Below are 17,328 nucleotides of genomic sequence, written 5' to 3'. Positions count from 1 at the left end.
AGGTAATGGGCATTACAAATTATATAACTAGGGCCTTTTCTGAAGGTAAAAAACGTGACTTGTCTGGTCCCGCTTTTAAAATTTTTATAAGTATTGCATTCATCTTATCTCTATTCCAAATCGTGTCTGTTGTTTGGGGAAAATTTGATCCGATCCAACTGTTGGCTACTCATCTATCTCTCATTCTAATCTTGACCTTTTTGTTTTATAGTTTTTCAAAACAAAGCAGAACAAGTGATACACCGACAGTCCCTGACTATATTTGTTCATTTTCAGCCTTAGGTTCCGGAATCTATTTTTACATCCATGCAGAACGGATTTCGGAACGGATTCCTATTGTCGACCCGTTATCCACAATGGATATTTTTGTTGGCTTCGTCTTTGTCATATTAAGTATCGAAGCAGCCCGCCGCACGATCGGAATGCCAATCGTCATCATTGTGTTAATTGGAATCAGTTATGCACTGTGGGGCCATCATTTAGGCGGAATCATTTGGCATCGAGAATTTTCATTTTCTGAAGTAGTTGAAGATTTAGCTTATAGTTTTAACGGCCTTTGGGGATCACCAATTGCGGTTGCCGCATCATTCGTGTATATGTTTTTACTGTTTGGAGCATTTTTACAAAAGGCTGGTGCGGGTGAGTTCTTCTTTCAATTGTCGTCCGCTTTAGCTGGAAGAACACGTGGTGGAGCAGCCAAGGTGGCCGTCATTGCAAGTGCGTTTTTTGGCATGATTTCTGGAAGCCCAACAGCGAATGTTGTAACAACAGGCTCATTTACGATTCCTGTGAGTAGGCGGTCCGGATACAAACCAACATTTGCCGCAGCAGTTGAGGCAGCTGCATCGACTGGTGGTAGTATCTTACCTCCGATTATGGGGTCCTCTGCCTTTTTAATGGCAGCAATAACTCAGATTCCGTATATATCGATCGTTATTGCTGCCATTATTCCTGGTATACTCTACTATACTTCATTGCTTGCGATGGTTCATTTTGAGGCAATAAGATTAGATTTACCAAAGGCGAATAAAGAAGACATTCCTAACGTTTCAAATGTGTTAAAAGAAGGCTGGTACTATTTTATCCCGTTGGTTATCTTACTCTTCTTTCTTTTAAATGGCTATAGCGCATCTAGCACTGGTTTTTACGGTGTATTAGCCATCATCGTAGTGAGCTGGTTTCGTAAAAAAACCCGAATGGGTGTTAAGCAAATTTTTGAAGCGATGGTTGATGGTGCAAGATCCTCTATCCCAGTAACAACAGCATGTGCAGCTGCTGGGCTAGTCATTTCAGGTATCATGTCAACGGGACTTGGTGGTAAATTAACGAGTGTTGTCCTCGGGCTAACTGAAGGTATGCTCCTTCCTACCTTGATTCTAGTCATGCTCATTTGCATTATTTTAGGAATGGGGATGCCGGTAGCTGCTGCCTATATTTTGACGGCGATGTTAGCTGCTCCAGCTTTAATGGAATTAGGTGTTTCATTAATGGCCGCCCATTTATTTATTGTTTATTTCTCTATTTTTTCAGCAATTACACCACCTGTTGCAGTCGCAGCTTATGCCGCTGCTGGAATTGCCGATAGCAACCCAAACCAAGTTGGGCTAGAAGCAGTTCGTCTTGGTTTAGTGGGCTTCATCGTTCCATTTATGTTTGTTTTAGAACCTGCATTATTGCTAGATGGTCCACCTATTGAAATTTTTATATCATTCTTTACCGCAGTAATAGGAGTTCTTGCACTAAGCGCAGGTGTCATTGGCTGGCTTAAACAGGGCACGACAACAGTAGAACGAATGCTATTAATCACAAGTGGACTATTGCTCATATATCCTCATGCTATATTCAGTGGTATCGGCATTCTTTTATTTATAGTAGTGTTTACACTTCAAAAAAAGCGCCAGATCCAATACACGCCACTCGAAAAAGGGGCTTAAATAAGAAAAAGTTCAGTGTTGAGGACACTGAACTTTTTTCTCCTCATAGCTCTCTTTTCTTTTTCATTAATACTAAAAGTCTTTTGTCTAGCTCCTCGTATTGAGGGTCATCCTTTGACAGTATAGACAATTGGCCGATTGTTGCACTTATCTCATTTTCAATTAGTAGCTTTTCTTCTTCCTCGTTTTGTATTGCCTTAGGTTCTTGATGATTTTTTTGCTGATATTCTTCGAGTCCTATTTCCACTCTTTTAATGACTTGATTATGAAAAACAAGTAGTTTGTCACACATCTTTTTAAGAAAATAGTGATCATGGGAAACCGTTAAAATTGTACCTTCAAAGGACTGTAACATTTTTTCAAGTGATTCCCGGCTAGCAAGGTCAAGGTGGTTGGTTGGTTCATCTAATATCAGTACATCAACTTCATCTAACAAAAGTTTAACAAGCTTAATTCTCGTTCGTTCCCCAAAGCTTAATGTGGAGATGGGCTGTTTGATTTTATCTGCATGAAACCCGATGTTTGCAAATATCGTTCTTGCTTCATTTATCGCGTCTCTACCGTTAACATCAAGATATTCTAGAATTGTCTTTGCTTCATCTAAGTCTGTCATATCTTGTGACAGATAACCGATTTTCAAGGAATTACTTTTCCATAACTCCCCTCTTGAAAGCCGTTCCTCCCCCATAATTATGCGAAGCAAGGTGGTCTTCCCACAGCCATTTTCACCAAGAATTCCAATTCTTTCCCCAAACTTCACATAAAAATGGCTTTTCTGAAACAAGACCCTTTCTCCAAATTTCATTTCACCATTTTTCACTTCAACGATTCGTTTTCCTCTCTTTTTATTTTGTTTGAAGTGAAATTGCAACTCATCCTTTTCCTTCGGCTTTTCAACTTTATTCTTTTCAAGCTCTTTTTCAAGCCGTTTTAATTTGGACTTCATTTGTTTATCCATTTTCTTTGCTTTAACCCGATAGAATTCCTTAAAACCTTCTTGTTTCGTCGATTGACGATGTGCTTTATCTGACCAATTTTGCAAATTACTCAGTTGGTTTTCAATTTTTTCTTTATGCTTTTGCTGAATGTCGTATTGATGGAGCTGGCTTTGATACAACCTTTCCTTCTCCTCATAGTAATTCGTATAATTCCCTTGGTAAATATACGAATTGCCGCCTTCGATTTCCAAAATTTGACTAACCGTTTGATCAAGAAAGTACCGGTCATGTGAAATAACAAGAATGGCTCCTTGATAAGCCTTCATTTCCTCAATCAGCCATTCCACTCCTTTTAAATCAAGATGGTTTGTCGGTTCATCAAGTATTAGAAGCTCAGACGAAGATGACCATACTTTTGCAAGGGATAGCTTTGTTTTCTCTCCACCACTTAAATGTGCTGCTCTTTCTTGGTCCCAAGTGTGTACCTTCATTAACCCAAGTTGACTCGTTTGTTCCAATATCACCCCGGAAATAGCCGCTTCCTCGAGTTCGTCATAGGCTGCTTCAGCAGCCTGTTTTACATATCCGATTGAAATGGGGCCAGAAGGCATGTCAATTGACCCTTTATCAATTTTAATTTTCCCGGTTATGATGTTTGCTAACGTTGTCTTGCCAGCGCCATTATCCCCGACAATCCCAATTCGGTCTCCTCTTTGAATCGTACATTCAATATGATTTAGGATCATCTTATCTCCGTAACTTTTTTGAACCCCGCTCATTTTTAAAATCGTCATAAAAAAAACCTCCCTAGAATGTATCTAGAGAGGACGTATTTTTTCCATCACAAATAAACGTACAATTGTATTGTACAAAAGGACATGGAAATGGGCATACGAATCCTATTCTCTAGATACACGTTTTTTCCTTAATGAAAAATCGGTACGAAAATAAGATTAGTTATCCATTGCCCCTTACCATTCCTTTCGAGTTTTGTTAGGTTTAGTATATTATTGATACCTAATTTCTGTCAAATCCAACTAACAAGGTTCCTTCTTTTCTCTATAAGCAATTTTTCGCTATAATAGAAGTTATTCACCTTTAATAAGAAAAGGTAGTATTAAGAATGAGGAGTTTTTATGGAAAAAGTTGAGGTTTTTATTTTATCTGGATTTTTAGGAAGTGGTAAAACCACTTTATTACAAAATATTCTTACTCAAGAAAAGCAATTAAATCGAAAAGTTGCGGTTGTTATGAACGAATTAGGTAAGGTTTCGATTGATTCAAACGCAGTTTCAGGTAACACCCCACTTAAAGAACTGCTTAATGGCTGTGTTTGCTGTACGATTCAAGGACAGCTTGAGGTCCATTTGCAAGGACTTTTACAGGATTATGACTTAGATGCCATCTATATTGAAACAACGGGTGTTGCTCATCCAATTGAAGTGCTTGATGCATGTATGTCACCGCTTTTTGCTGATCAATTATTTGTACAGTCGATTGTTACACTAATCGATGTGAACCGTTGGAAAGAAAGAGATTCCTTAAGTCCTCAATTACAAATGCTTTTACGTGAACAGATTCATCATGCGGATGTGCTATTACTTAATAAAATCGACCAGTTGTCTGAAATGGAACAAGGACAAATAATTTTTGAAATTCAATCCATTAACAGCGAGGCACGAAGCCTGTTAACAAAGCATGCAGCTGTGAAGCTTGATGATCTCCGTACAATAAAAAAAGCTGAACGAAAACCACATGAGCGAGCACATGTACATCTCGATTTAAAGCTTAAAACATATGTGCATACATTTTCAAATGCACTCGATCTCGATTTATTTGAAGAATGGCTCAGAAAGATGCCTGAAACAATTTACCGAATTAAGGGCTATTTAAAGTTTACCCATTCGAATAACACTTATTTATTCCAATACTCCTATGGAACGCCCATTTACTTAAAAGAGCTTATGAATTATAAGCCAACTTTGGTATTTATCGGTGAAAAGTTGGACCCAACATGGATGAAGGCAGAAATGGAGAAACTAGAGGAAGAAAGTTTGAAGGTTGAATAGGTACTTCAGGAAAAATTATGCCATAGTTTAGGGTGCATTGTACCCTAGTTATGAATAATTGCGCCCTAACTTTGAATAATTGTTCCCTAACTGATTAGGATTGTGCCCTAACTTTGATTTATTGTGACCTAACTCAAGTTAATTGTTCCCTAAACGACTGAAGGCATAAATTGGGCCACATTTCCAAGCATGATAATCACATTGCGTGGGAAGTTAAGAATGAGTAATCGTTTGGTTACTCAAAAAACTTCTGTCGGGAGTGATGTATCATGGCAAGAAACAAACTATTGGTTCCTGGTAGCGAAAATGCTCTAGATCAAATGAAAGAAGAAATCGCCAATGAGTTTGGAGTTCAGCTTGGTGCAGATACGACCGCACGTGCGAACGGCTCCGTTGGAGGCGAGATGACGAAACGCCTCGTCGCAATGGCGCAGCAGCAACTTACAAACGGTTCACAACAGTAACAATTCACCTAAAAGGGGGTCCATATACTGGGCCTCCTTTTTTTATAAGTAAATAAAAAAACCGTCATTCCCCTAGAAATGAACGGTTTTTTCAACATATATTTCATCTGTTGTCTTCATCACTGTTGGATTTCCCTTTGCCTCAATCGTCCTTACTCCAAGTAAAATCATTCCCACCACTAACAGCGCAAACAGTACTACAATAATACAATTTTTAACTAATGCCATCTTTCCCACCCTATCGTTTTCTAACCTTCAATTTTATTCACTTTTTTTCCGACATGACCATTGTATTCACGAAAATAGTTTTTATTCCTGATTTTGAAAAAATGTGTAGTACATCGTAAGTTTCCCTCACTTTCTACACAATTGGGACATATGATGAAGTAAAGGAGGGAAAAATCACCATGGATAAATTGGCTATTTTATTTTTGGCGTGTATATTAGCAGGTTTTGCCCTTATTAAGGTAACAGAATATGATACCGTCTTAACCAGCCTACATTCTGTCTTTTCTCTTGTTGGGGCTCTTACGATGATCGTCTTCTCATTTGTTCTAATTTTCAAAGGAATCTTAGCATTATTAGGTAAGTGATTAGCCACAACGGCTTATCCTTTTTGAATTTATAGTGGTTTGTACCTTTCACATTTCCATAGGAGCCATATGCTAGTACTACCAAGATGAATGAAGGTGGTGCAAAGCATATGGCTTCTATCTTTTTAGGACCAATACGAATTAACAGCAATGAAGGTGTTATCACCACAGGTAATTCCTTTTATGTCTCTCCTACTTCAACTAGTAAAACAATCGCAGGTTCGGGATCATTTAATACGGGTATCAATATTACAAATAATAATGGTACGAGTACATCCAATACCTTTGACCCGGATGGCGTCGACTCAAATATTTCCAACACATAAAAACCGTCTCCCTATAAGGGAAGACGGTTTTTCATATTATGCATACATCGCTTCTACTTGTTTTTGAAGCTCAGTGTTTTCAAGGTATTCATCATATGACATTTGCTTATCAACAAGACCATTTGGTGTAATTTCGATAATACGGTTCGCAATTGTTTGAACGAACTGATGGTCATGTGATGTAAATAAAACGGATCCTTTGAACGCGATTAATCCATTATTTAAAGCAGTAATAGACTCAAGGTCTAAGTGGTTTGTTGGGTCATCGAGCACAAGCACGTTCGCTCCACTTAGCATCATTTTTGAAAGCATGCAACGTACTTTTTCCCCTCCAGATAGAACGCTTGGCTTTTTCAATACTTCTTCACCAGAGAATAGCATTCGTCCTAGGAATCCTCGTAGGAAACTCTCACTTTGATCATTTGGAGAGAACTGACGAAGCCAGTCAACTAACGTTGGCTCATTACCATCAAAATACTTCGTGTTGTCCTTAGGGAAATAGGCTTGTGATGTTGTTACACCCCATTTATACGTACCGCTATCTGCTTCCATTTCACCATTTAAAATCTTGAATAATGTTGTGATAGCAATTTCACTTTTACCTACAAACGCAAGCTTGTCGCCTTTGTTTATAATAAAACTCACATTATCAAGCACCTTAACGCCATCAATTGTCTTTGTAAGACCTTCAACACTTAGTAAGTCATTACCGATTTCACGCTCTGGCGTAAACCCAACAAATGGATAACGACGAGAAGACGGCCTGATATCATCAAGTGAAATTTTATCTAAAAGCTTTTTACGAGAAGTTGCTTGTTTTGATTTTGATGCATTAGCACTAAAGCGCGCAATAAATGCTTGAAGTTCCTTTATTTTCTCTTCTTTTTTACGGTTTGCATCTTGTGCCATTCTTGAAGCAAGCTGGCTTGATTCATACCAGAAGTCATAGTTTCCAACATAGATTTGGATTTTTCCATAATCGAGGTCAGCCATGTGCGTACATACCTTATTTAAGAAATGACGGTCATGGGATACAACAATAACGGTGTTTTCAAAGTTAATTAAAAATTCCTCTAGCCACTGGATTGCTTTTAAATCCAGGTTGTTGGTAGGCTCGTCAAGTAAAAGCACATCTGGCTTACCAAATAAGGCTTGCGCTAATAACACTTTTACTTTCTCAGAACCGGTTAATTCTGCCATTTTCTTCGTATGAAGCTCTTCTGGGATGCCTAAACCTTTTAAAAGAATGGCTGCTTCAGATTCAGCTTCCCAACCATTTAACTCAGCAAATTCCCCTTCAAGCTCAGCAGCTCTCATTCCGTCCTCATCTGAGAAATCAGGCTTCATGTAGATTGCGTCCTTTTCTTGCATCACTTCATATAGACGGGAATGTCCCATAATCACAACTTTTAGAACTTCATGTTCTTCATATTCAAAGTGGTTTTGTTTTAGGAATGCAAGGCGCTCACCTGGTGTCATATGCACGTCACCCGTTTGTGGCTCAATCTCACCTGAAAGGATTTTTAGAAAGGTAGATTTTCCGGCACCATTCGCTCCGATTAGTCCATAACAATTTCCCGGTGTAAATTTTATGTTAACATCTTCAAAAAGCTTGCGGTCACCGTAACGCAAACCTACATTTGTAACTGTAATCATGTATTATAAATCCTCCATTTCATATCATTGCTACTGATTATACCATTTTCATAGAAACAACACTAGTTTTGGGGCCACAGTTTGTGGCCAAAAGCCTTTGCCACATTGTGACATATTTGTTTTCCGAAAAAATAAAAATGACCCCTTCCACAGTTTCCCTGCCAAAAGAGTCATTAAAAAACACCACGTTTTTCTTTTTTAAATTTTCCAATTTCAAATAGCATCATTCTTCTTATTGCTCTCCTGTTCTAGATTTTTTGGCGGCAATTCGTTTGGCCGATCAGGTTGTCTTACGGCTCCAAATCCCTGAATAATTTTTTCACCACCGTAACCTGCTAAAATCGAAAGGAATATGACACGAAAAATCGATTCGGTGTCACTCGAAGCTACGATTAATACTGCCGCAATGGTTCCAATAAGCATTTCTTCTAAGAATCCAAGGTAGATGAAGCGTTTTGTTACACGAGGTTTCTCAATTTTCCCTTGTTTTTTAGCATGTCCCAATAACCCCATAGAGCCACCAATAAAGATTGCTAGCACAAGATGCAACAACATGTCATCACCCCCTAAAGTCCAGATTTAGTAATGCTTGACCTTAGGCAACAAATGGAAGCTTCCTTATTAACATTATATGCCAAAAGTGAATAAGAAAGCTTGGGTATATTTTCGGAAAATTAAAAATACTTTCGTGCTACCAATGTCCCATTTTCATTCTAAAAACTATTTCGAGCCCCTAAAGGACTACATATAACTACCTATCCACTCTACCGTTTGTCATTACTTGAATAAAATCAGTGATGAATTTTTCATAATCAATACGCAGTGCAATCCGATCTAATGTTTCAACAAGCTCCTTGTCTGGATTAGCACGAAAATCCGCGACGCTCACCCCTTTTAAAATCCCGGACATTTCGATTTTTACTCTGCGCCTTGCATATTGCATAATGGATGGATTAACAATTGCGCTTAGAGCAACAACATCATGTAGTGGTGTCCCTTGAATACCAGGCATGCTTTTCTTATAAAATTCATAATAATAATCAAAAATGGGACGAATTAAATTTCGGAATGGATTATTTGCTCCCTGCCTTACAATTTGGTCAACCATTTCAGAAGTTAAGATCGCTTGGATTGTGACATTTAGAGGATGAATGGCAAGGTTATGTGCACGTTCACATACAAGGTTTGAGGCAATTGGGTCCCCATAAAAATTCGCCTCTGCTTCAGCGGTGACATTTCCAGGAACAAAAAAGGCCCCACCCATTATATAAAATCCTTTTACTTTATTCATCACCTCATCACCAAGGATGAAGGCAATCGCAAGTGATGTTGATCGCCCAACATCGACGATATAAAGTTCATTTTCATATTTCTCAATGATTTTAAAAATCTCATCAAAATTTAATAACTCAGCTGCAGGAAGTGTATCAGGTGGTTGAATGGGGCCAAGACCCTCTTCCCCATGGATTTCGGGGTAATAAGCTGTGGCTTCTCCAGATAACGGTCCCTTTGCACCCGCTATGATTGGAATATCCGTTTTGCCTGCTAATGATAATAAATAGGCAACATTCTGAATCGCTTGTTCTTGTGTCACATTACCGTAACTCGGAACAATCCCGACTATTTCTATATCAGGATTGAGTAATCCATACATAATCGCAATCGAATCATCAATTCCCGGATCTCCAAAAAACAAAACCTTTGCTGCCATTAACACCGCTCCCTTTTTTAAAATCTCACATAATATTCACTATATGTTGGGAAGTAAAAAAAAACACCCACTTCGCTATGAGACGAAATGAGTGTTTTGGGAAAAGTATTATTTTGCAAATCGATGATTTCCAATGATAGTTGTTACTTCTCTAGCCATCATAAATGGGTTTGAACTTTTATCTGGATTAAAGAAAAATAATGACCCTTTTCCTTGTCCACGGAACGTAATTGCTTCGTCTACAGCACGTTTTGATTCTTCATCAGCCTGTTGATTGATTGAACCATCAGCCACTGGGCTAAATGCATATGAACCACCTTCTACTTTTTCGTAGATTACTTCTTTAATCGTATCAGGGAATTCAGATGAATCGACACGGTTTAACACAACAGTAGCCACGGCAACCTTACCTGCATATGGCTCGCCTTTTGCTTCAGCATGTACAAGTTTTGCTAGTAATTCCTTATCCTGACTCGTCACTACTTCTGGAATTTCTAGCTCTTCACCTGGATAGATCATATCACTTGTGCGGTTATTTGTTTCCTTAAGGTCTAATACTGATACACCATACTTCATGCCAAGATTCCAGAATGTATCACCGGATTTTACAGTATGAGTTGCTGCCGATGCACTCACGCCTGAAGCTAATAGTGAAAATGTTAATGCAGTTGCAAATCCAATCTTCTTAAGGTTTTTCATGTTTTTTCCTCCTAGTATCGTCGTTTTTGGCTCTACTAGAAGGTTAACAGCTGTAATATTTCGATTCATTGCCCAAAAAGTGGTAGAATACTAGAGCCTTAGAGACACTTTGTCTCAAAATATGATTGGAAAAAATATCCTCACTATATTTACCACCTAAATCTTGGACAAGATGGAAAAATACAGATTGAATTTTACAAACATCTCAGCCATGTTATCAACATTGTTATCATATTTCCGTTATTTCATAATCATCTTAATCAGCTTCAACCCATATTTGGTAGTTGGGTAGCGTAACGGAAGGTCAAACTTTGTTGTTTGCTTCATGATCCCTTTTTCATGAGAAAATACATCAAAGCTTCCTTTCCCATGGTAGGCACCAATTCCACTATCACCTACACCGCCAAATGGTAGATGGGGTGAAGTAAAATGATAAACCGTATCATTCACACAACCACCACCGAAAGAGATTGATTCTAGCACTTTATTTTGCACTCGTTCCACTTCTGAAAAAATATACAATGCAAGTGGTTTTGGGCGCTTATTGATCTCATCGATGGTTTGTAAAATATCGTCGTACCCCATCACAGGCAAAATTGGGCCAAAAATTTCATCCTCCATGATCGGATGCTCCCATGTAACATCAGTCAGAACTGTAGGCGCAATCAAATGCTTATCGGCATCCGATTTACCACCATAGTATATAACGCCACTATTATGGATAAAGGAAGTAAGTCGATTGAAATGCCGCTCACTTACAATTTTCGTAAATTTGCTTCCTTCACTTAATGCATTCCCATACAATTCCTGGATAGCTTCTGTTAACAAATTTAAAAATTCTTCTTTCACTTCATTATGAACGTACAGATAATCTGGAGCGACACAGGTTTGTCCAGCATTCGTATACTTTCCCCACGCAATTCGCTTTGCCGCATACCGAAGATTCGCATCCTTGTGGACAATACAAGGACTTTTCCCTCCAAGTTCAAGGGTAACAGGTGTTAAATGTTTAGCTGCAGCCTCCATAATCACTTTTCCAACGGCCACACTACCTGTAAAAAAGATATAATCTGTCTTTTCCTCTAAAAGGGCCGTGCTAGTTTCAACACCCCCTTCAACAATCGCAATGTAGTCCTCTTGAAACTGTTCACGAATCAGTTTTGTTAGTAATTCAGACGTTTTTGGGGTTAGCTCAGAAGGCTTTAAAATGGCACAGTTTCCTGCTGCGATTGCCCCAATTAATGGTGCAAATGCAAGCTGAAATGGATAATTCCAAGGGGATATGACTAAAACCACCCCATATGGTTCTGGATAAATATAATTTTTACTTCCAAAACCAGTTAAGCTCATTTTTACCTTTCTTGGTTTCGCCCATTTTTCAAGATGCTTCATCGTATACCTAAGCTCTTCTAAAACAAAGCCAATTTCAGTCGTATATGATTCAAACTCAGATTTGTTTAAATCTTTATGTAAAGCGTCCATAATTTCCTTTTGATGTGTTTTAATTAGATTGCGAATCTTTTTAAGAGCTTCCATCCGATAAGCAACTTCCTTTGTTTTCCCTGTAGAAAAAAATTCACGTTGCTTTTTTATTAATGCACCATAGCTTTCCACTATATTTCCCCCATTTCAACAGGTTTCCTACTATTTATCATTAGTACATACTATTTTTTAACAAAAAACAAGATATTACTACATGTAGAGTAGAAAAAAGGTAAGCCGTATTTTTAATGGCTTACCTTTGATTTCGTATTAGATTGTAGCAATTTTTTCTTTTACTTGAATATGACCTGATTTTTCAACCTTTGTGGCTAAATATTTTTGATTGTATTCAGAGACATCTCCCCAAAGTGGGACATGAGTATCTGATAATAGTCCGTATTCTTGTAATGCAGCTAATTTTTTCGGATTGTTCGTAATTAAGGTAACTGGCTTCGAACGTAGCTCGGAAAGCACGCGAATGGCATCCTCATAGTTGCGGCTATCATCGTTAAAGCCTAATGCAAGGTTTGCTTCGACTGTGTCTAGCCCTTCTTGCTGAAGGATATACGCTAAGGATTTTGAAAATAAGCCAATCCCTCTTCCCTCGTGATCTGCTAGATAAAAGAGAGCCCCAGAGCCATTTGAGACAATCATTCTCATGGATTCCCGCAATTGGAAACCACAATCACAACGCTTGCTTCCGAATATATCACCAGTATGGCATATACTATGCATTCTAATTAGCGCATCTTGTTCTGAGTCAAAATCACCATATACAAGAACAGATGATTGCTGCATTTCTGCTAAATTAGCTGTAGGAAGAGCGTTTAGAACTTCCTCTATACTCATTCCATTCTCCATTTTTAGCCATGTATACCATTTAAAAGTCACAACTTGATCATCTAATTGAACGGGTAATGTTACAGGTCCAACTAAGCAAATATCCTGTTCCCCTTGTTTATGAATCATGTTCATTTTATTTAATAGAAGGTTTTTCACCTTTTCTGAAACCATAAGAATTCTCCCTTTCTAATGTTACCACTTGTAAATTTATTTCTACTCTATGTTTTGAAAGTATAGAATTATTAAAAAGGGAGGTCAAGAAATATACACTTCATATCGTTTATCTAATAGCCCCTCATTAAGTAAAATTTACAGTTTATCAGCGTGATATCCAAGCTTTTTCAGTAGCACCATCATTTCTTCTTTTTCAGAATCAGACAGCACCCCGACAATTTCTTCAATAGCCTGTTCATGCTTTGGAAATATCGTATCCATAAATTGTTTACCTTCCTCCGTGATGGACGCCCATGTAACACGTCGATCCTTTGGACATGGCTTTCTTGAAATATAATTCTTTTTTTCTAATTTATCCACAACATATGTTATACTTCCACTCGATAATAAGACCTTCTTCCCAATATGTTGAATTGGTTGGTCCCCTTTATGATAGAGAAGTTCTAACACTGCAAATTCTGTTAGATTTAATCCGTATCCTTTTACATCCTCTTCTACCCGCTCATTTACAGATCGAAATGCTCTAGATAGTATGACAAAAAATTTCAAGGAGAGGTTAGGAACATTAACTGCTTCATTTGCTTCCATACGATCCACCCTTTTTCATTATCTCGAATTCAAGATAATTTTACTAAATTTTCATGTTCTCTGTCAAGTTTGTTTCTGTGACATAGTTCCCATTAACTCCTTGCGACTTCCGTATATCGGTACAGGACATCCCCACCGTGATGGGCAATTCCTCTGAAATGCTTAAAATCTTCCCGTTTAACCAATGTATTTCGGAACTCAAGAAATTGATCTTTTTTCACAAGGTATTCATTTAACTCTCCATCCCGGAGCTTATTTAAAATTTCATTTACAAATTCTTCATTCATATGTATACACCTCTTTTTAAATTATAGTGGTTCAAAAAATAAGAAACAAGGCTAATACCCATTTATACCTCTATCCTACACACTATACGTCATTAGGCATAAGATATGGGGGAAATGTCTAGTAGGCATTATGACGAAGTAAGAAAATTAAAAACGCCCTCAACAAATTTGAGATTGTGTTTGCTGACTTTTTAACTGTATGAATACAATAAAGAGGTGGATTGTATGAAAAATTATCAAAACTCGTTTGGTTTTAATCCGAATATGAGTAACCAACAAGGCATGGGATATGGGCCCGGGCCAGGCGCTGGCTATGGACCAGAAGGAATGCCGATGGGAATGAATATTCCTCAAAAGGGATACCCAGGAGCTGGCTTCCCACAAGAAGTTCAAGGTAGCTATCCTTACCCTACCAAACAGCACATGATGGATGATGATTGTGGATGTGGTGATGGTCCAGACGACGATGCTGTGATGCCAGCAGCATTTAATCCATCTGGTCCTGGAATGGCACAAAATATGATGGCTCCACATGGACCACATGGCCCTGGCTGCACCTGTGGACAGCAGCATGGCCCAATGGGCGGACCTGGAATGATGGGCGGTTTTGGACCACAAGGATCTGGAGTTGGACCGATGAGCGGTTTTGGACCACAGGGACCTGGTGTTGGACCGATGAGCGGTTTTGGACCACAAGGACACGGTGCTGGACCAATGAGCGGTTTTGGACCACAGGGACCTGGTGTTGGACCGATGAGCGGTTTCAACCCACAAGGACCAGGAATGGCTCCTGGTGAGATGGGTGGATTCGGACCTGGGGGACCAGGTAATCCTGGTATGATGTCTCCTCAAGGCCCTGGAATGGCACCAAATATGATGATGCCTCATGGACCGCATGGCCCTGGCTGCACCTGTGGACAGCAGCATGGCCCAATGGGTGGCCCTGGAATGATGGGCGGTTTTGGTAGATAGATATACATTATAGGTGTCTCCTTTGAGGCACCTTTTTCTTATCAGCCTTTTATGCCAAAATCCAGTCCTGAAACTTTTCAAACTGAGCATGTGCATCCTTAAGCCCAAGCTCGTATAGGTTCGTTAATTTAACAGGATCCCTTTCAACCCTACCCACCTCAAGTGGCTCTGACGGGCTAAATACAAAAACCCTACCCGCTTTTTCTTCTTTCTCTAAGTAAGCAATTGTCTCATTATAACGCTGATATCGGGTTTCAATTGCTTTAACCAAATTGGGATATTGTTTGTAAGAACGCCTCACAACCCATGTCATATTTGATTTCTTTTTCAAATAACCGCGATTGCGAGTCAATACGACGACATTTTTCTGATTTCCATCTTGCTGAGCCTTTGTCAATGGAATAGGATCCGTAATGCCTCCATCCAATAATTTTTTTCCATTAAATTCAATGATTGGTGCAACAAAAGGCAAAGAACTCGAGGCACGAATAACCTTTAACATGTCATTCCCGTAATCCTCTCTGTGAAAATAAATAGGCTCCCCTGTTTCACAATCGGTTGTACCCACCACAAACTCTTCTTTTGCTTGATAAAAAGAATCATAGTCATATGGCACATGTTTATTCGGAATTTCATCAAAAATAAAATCCATTCCAAACAGCTGCTTGTGTTTCACAAAATTCCTGAATGACAAGTAGTTTGGGTGATTAACGTAGTCTATATTAACCGTACGATTTCTTCCCATTTGTCTAGATAGATAAGATGCTGCCATACACGCACCTGCAGATACGCCAACGACATATGGGAAATAGATATTGTGTTCCATAAAATATTCAAGGATGCCTGCGGTATAAACACCACGCATTCCTCCACCTTCTAATACCAATCCTGTATCTTTCATTTTTATCTCTCTCCCTTTAGACAGGCATATAAATTAATATAAAAAAAAATTTATAGATTGTCACATTTTTTACAAAAATTTTAAATAAAATATCATTGAAAACGCTTTACTATTTTACAAAAGTAAGGCAAAATATAAAAAAATGGATTTTTTGTAAATAAAAGCACGATTTGCTTTAACTTGAAGATTAATAGAATTCTATGGAGGTGACATTATGAAAATAGCAGAAATTGGGGATGTCATTGAGTTCAAAGAAGGACTAAAAGGCGTCGTTGAAAAAGTAAATGAAAACTCAGTTATTGTGGACTTAACATATATGGACAATTATAGAGATCTAGATTTAGAGAGTCGTACTGTTGTAAATCATAAAAACTATAAGATTGTCACAGCTATATAAAAGAAAGGGAGCTGACCATTTGGTTCGGCTCCCTTTTTGTTATGCACCTAACGATTTATCTTTTGTAAATTTCGGTTGAATCGATGTTAAAAACTTTGTTTTTGAGAAAGAGTATATCAGTAATGCTGACCAAATACATAAAAATGTAATGAAATGTGCCTTTGTAAAATGCTCTTGAAATAAAAATACTCCTAATACAAGGCTTATAGTTGGCGAGATATATTGCAAGATTCCTAGCACTGACAACGGGATGCGATTTGCTCCAGCCGCAAACCATAGCAATGGTAAGGCTGTTACGACCCCAGCCCCCATTAATAATAATTGCACGTTAAAAGTTGCGCTACTGAAGGAATCAACTCCACTGTTGTATAGAACTCCTAAATAAATAAGGGCAATCGGTGCAACCACCATTGTTTCCATCGCGAGTCCAATTAAGGAATCTAGCTTTGCTAGTTTCTTTGTTAATCCATAAAATCCAAAGCTTAATGCGAGCGTAATCGCAACCCATGGGAAACTTCCGTACTGTAAAGTTAATATGAGAACCCCGAGACCTGCTAATACAAATGAAACACCTTGCCAAAACAATAGACGTTCCTTAAGAACGATAATACCCAACAGGACACTGACCAATGGGTTGATGTAATATCCTAGACTTGCATCAATAATATGATCGGTATTAACAGCCCAAATATAAGTTGCCCAGTTTACCGTAATAAGGAGTGATGAAGCGATAATCCCAATTAGTTTGGTTTTATTTTTAACAATCTCTTTGAGGGTTGTAACCAGTTGGTTCCCTTTTTTGGAAATGAGGATGATCACCAGCACAAAGACAAGCGACCAAACAATCCTATGTGCTAAAATCTCGATTGCCGGGACATAGTCGATTAATTTCCAATAAAGAGGCAGAACTCCCCATGCAATATACGCAATCGCCGTATACAAGATTCCAATTTTATACTCCCTTATGTCATCTTGACCCATCATGATCCTTCTTTCCAATTCATTTTTTATCATTTGTTTATTATATTTCGGTTTCCGATATTTCACAATGAAAATGAATTGGAATTTTGAGGATATCTGACTGTAAGTGGCCCACTAACCTTCTGAAGTACACTCTGACTACCCTGGATGTATGTCATGTTTCGCTTTTTAGGAGGGCGGTGGGTGTTCGAGTGCCTTTGGACTTTTGTCATTTTCCATTTTTTGGGTGGTTGGTGGTACTCCAACGTCTCTGGACTTATGTCACTTTCCAGTATTTAGGATGTTGATGGTACTCCAGCGCCTCTGGACTTAT

Annotated in this window: 19 protein-coding genes; 7 read left to right on the top strand and 12 right to left on the bottom strand. The window is 38.5% G+C overall.

All coding sequences use genetic code 11. From position 1 onward, the window contains the following. Positions 1-5: 5 nt before the first annotated feature. On the top strand, positions 6-1,934 hold the full coding sequence (locus tag CKK03_RS21635) for a TRAP transporter permease (protein WP_099364573.1): 1,929 nt from the start codon (positions 6-8) through the stop codon (positions 1,932-1,934). Positions 1,935-1,977: 43 nt separating this feature from the next. On the opposite strand, the gene abc-f is transcribed toward CKK03_RS21635, so the two are convergent. After that, positions 1,978-3,666, bottom strand: coding sequence for a ribosomal protection-like ABC-F family protein (gene abc-f / locus CKK03_RS21630; protein WP_099364572.1), 1,689 nt, complete (start codon positions 3,664-3,666; stop codon positions 1,978-1,980). A 342-nt stretch (positions 3,667-4,008) separates the two neighbouring features. On the opposite strand from abc-f, the gene CKK03_RS21625 reads away from it, so the two are divergent. Together CKK03_RS21625 and CKK03_RS21620 are read left to right on the top strand one after the other, a co-directional pair. Next, positions 4,009-4,941, top strand: a complete 933-nt coding sequence (locus CKK03_RS21625; protein ID WP_099364571.1) for a CobW family GTP-binding protein — start codon at positions 4,009-4,011, stop codon at positions 4,939-4,941. A 269-nt stretch (positions 4,942-5,210) separates the two neighbouring features. Next, the gene (locus tag CKK03_RS21620) at positions 5,211-5,405 is read left to right on the top strand and encodes an alpha/beta-type small acid-soluble spore protein (protein WP_099353842.1); all 195 of its coding nucleotides are present in this window, start codon (positions 5,211-5,213) and stop codon (positions 5,403-5,405) included. Positions 5,406-5,477: 72 nt separating this feature from the next. Here the strand turns inward: CKK03_RS21620 and CKK03_RS23895 are convergent, their stop codons facing one another. Then, a complete protein-coding gene (locus CKK03_RS23895) occupies positions 5,478-5,633 on the bottom strand; it encodes a hypothetical protein (RefSeq protein WP_180271354.1) in 156 nt (51 codons plus the stop codon). Positions 5,634-5,812: 179 nt separating this feature from the next. Here CKK03_RS23895 and CKK03_RS21615 point away from each other — a divergent pair, with 179 nt between their 5' ends. Both CKK03_RS21615 and CKK03_RS21610 read left to right on the top strand, forming a co-directional pair. Continuing rightward, positions 5,813-5,998 carry a hypothetical protein gene (locus CKK03_RS21615; RefSeq protein WP_099364570.1) on the top strand — a complete coding sequence of 62 codons (186 nt, stop codon included), beginning with the start codon at positions 5,813-5,815 and terminating at the stop codon, positions 5,996-5,998. Positions 5,999-6,108: 110 nt separating this feature from the next. After that, on the top strand, positions 6,109-6,324 hold the full coding sequence (locus CKK03_RS21610) for a spore germination protein (protein ID WP_099364695.1): 216 nt from the start codon (positions 6,109-6,111) through the stop codon (positions 6,322-6,324). 36 nt (positions 6,325-6,360) lie between these two features. Here CKK03_RS21610 and CKK03_RS21605 read toward each other — a convergent pair whose 3' ends face one another. The 8 genes from CKK03_RS21605 to ykzS form a co-directional block, all read right to left on the bottom strand. Next, positions 6,361-7,980, bottom strand: a complete 1,620-nt coding sequence (locus tag CKK03_RS21605) for an ABC-F family ATP-binding cassette domain-containing protein (RefSeq protein WP_099364569.1) — start codon at positions 7,978-7,980, stop codon at positions 6,361-6,363. Positions 7,981-8,193: 213 nt separating this feature from the next. Continuing rightward, on the bottom strand, positions 8,194-8,535 hold the full coding sequence (locus CKK03_RS21595; RefSeq protein WP_099364567.1) for a DUF4257 domain-containing protein: 342 nt from the start codon (positions 8,533-8,535) through the stop codon (positions 8,194-8,196). Between the two features lie 196 nt (positions 8,536-8,731). Beyond that, positions 8,732-9,691, bottom strand: a complete 960-nt coding sequence (locus CKK03_RS21590) for a nucleoside hydrolase (protein ID WP_099364566.1) — start codon at positions 9,689-9,691, stop codon at positions 8,732-8,734. Positions 9,692-9,799: 108 nt separating this feature from the next. After that, positions 9,800-10,390: a cell wall hydrolase gene (locus tag CKK03_RS21585; protein WP_099364565.1), complete on the bottom strand. Its 591-nt coding sequence runs from the start codon at positions 10,388-10,390 to the stop codon at positions 9,800-9,802. A 240-nt stretch (positions 10,391-10,630) separates the two neighbouring features. Then, positions 10,631-12,004 (bottom strand): aldehyde dehydrogenase, encoded by a 1,374-nt coding sequence (locus tag CKK03_RS21580; protein WP_099364564.1) that lies wholly within the window; start codon positions 12,002-12,004, stop codon positions 10,631-10,633. Between the two features lie 138 nt (positions 12,005-12,142). Next, positions 12,143-12,886, bottom strand: a complete 744-nt coding sequence (locus CKK03_RS21575; protein WP_099364563.1) for a GTP cyclohydrolase II — start codon at positions 12,884-12,886, stop codon at positions 12,143-12,145. 138 nt (positions 12,887-13,024) lie between these two features. Then, positions 13,025-13,477 carry a MarR family winged helix-turn-helix transcriptional regulator gene (locus CKK03_RS21570; protein ID WP_099364562.1) on the bottom strand — a complete coding sequence of 151 codons (453 nt, stop codon included), beginning with the start codon at positions 13,475-13,477 and terminating at the stop codon, positions 13,025-13,027. Between the two features lie 92 nt (positions 13,478-13,569). Continuing rightward, positions 13,570-13,764: a protein YkzS gene (gene ykzS, locus CKK03_RS21565; protein ID WP_099353853.1), complete on the bottom strand. Its 195-nt coding sequence runs from the start codon at positions 13,762-13,764 to the stop codon at positions 13,570-13,572. Positions 13,765-13,989: 225 nt separating this feature from the next. Here ykzS and CKK03_RS24205 point away from each other — a divergent pair, with 225 nt between their 5' ends. Further along, positions 13,990-14,736, top strand: a complete 747-nt coding sequence (locus CKK03_RS24205; RefSeq protein ID WP_099364561.1) for a hypothetical protein — start codon at positions 13,990-13,992, stop codon at positions 14,734-14,736. Between the two features lie 49 nt (positions 14,737-14,785). Here CKK03_RS24205 and CKK03_RS21555 read toward each other — a convergent pair whose 3' ends face one another. Beyond that, positions 14,786-15,637: a patatin-like phospholipase family protein gene (locus tag CKK03_RS21555; RefSeq protein ID WP_099364560.1), complete on the bottom strand. Its 852-nt coding sequence runs from the start codon at positions 15,635-15,637 to the stop codon at positions 14,786-14,788. 214 nt (positions 15,638-15,851) lie between these two features. On the opposite strand from CKK03_RS21555, the gene CKK03_RS21550 reads away from it, so the two are divergent. Beyond that, a complete protein-coding gene (locus tag CKK03_RS21550) occupies positions 15,852-16,034 on the top strand; it encodes a YkvS family protein (RefSeq protein ID WP_099353856.1) in 183 nt (60 codons plus the stop codon). Between the two features lie 39 nt (positions 16,035-16,073). Here CKK03_RS21550 and rarD read toward each other — a convergent pair whose 3' ends face one another. Then, positions 16,074-17,015 carry an EamA family transporter RarD gene (gene rarD / locus CKK03_RS21545; RefSeq protein ID WP_099364559.1) on the bottom strand — a complete coding sequence of 314 codons (942 nt, stop codon included), beginning with the start codon at positions 17,013-17,015 and terminating at the stop codon, positions 16,074-16,076. Positions 17,016-17,328 lie beyond the last annotated feature (313 nt).

This window comes from Fredinandcohnia onubensis, assembly GCF_002734215.1.
Classification (GTDB): Bacteria; Bacillota; Bacilli; order Bacillales; family Bacillaceae_L; genus Ferdinandcohnia; species Ferdinandcohnia onubensis.
The sequence above is the reverse complement of the archived record's forward strand: the minus strand, read 5'-3'. Positions and strand labels throughout refer to the sequence as shown.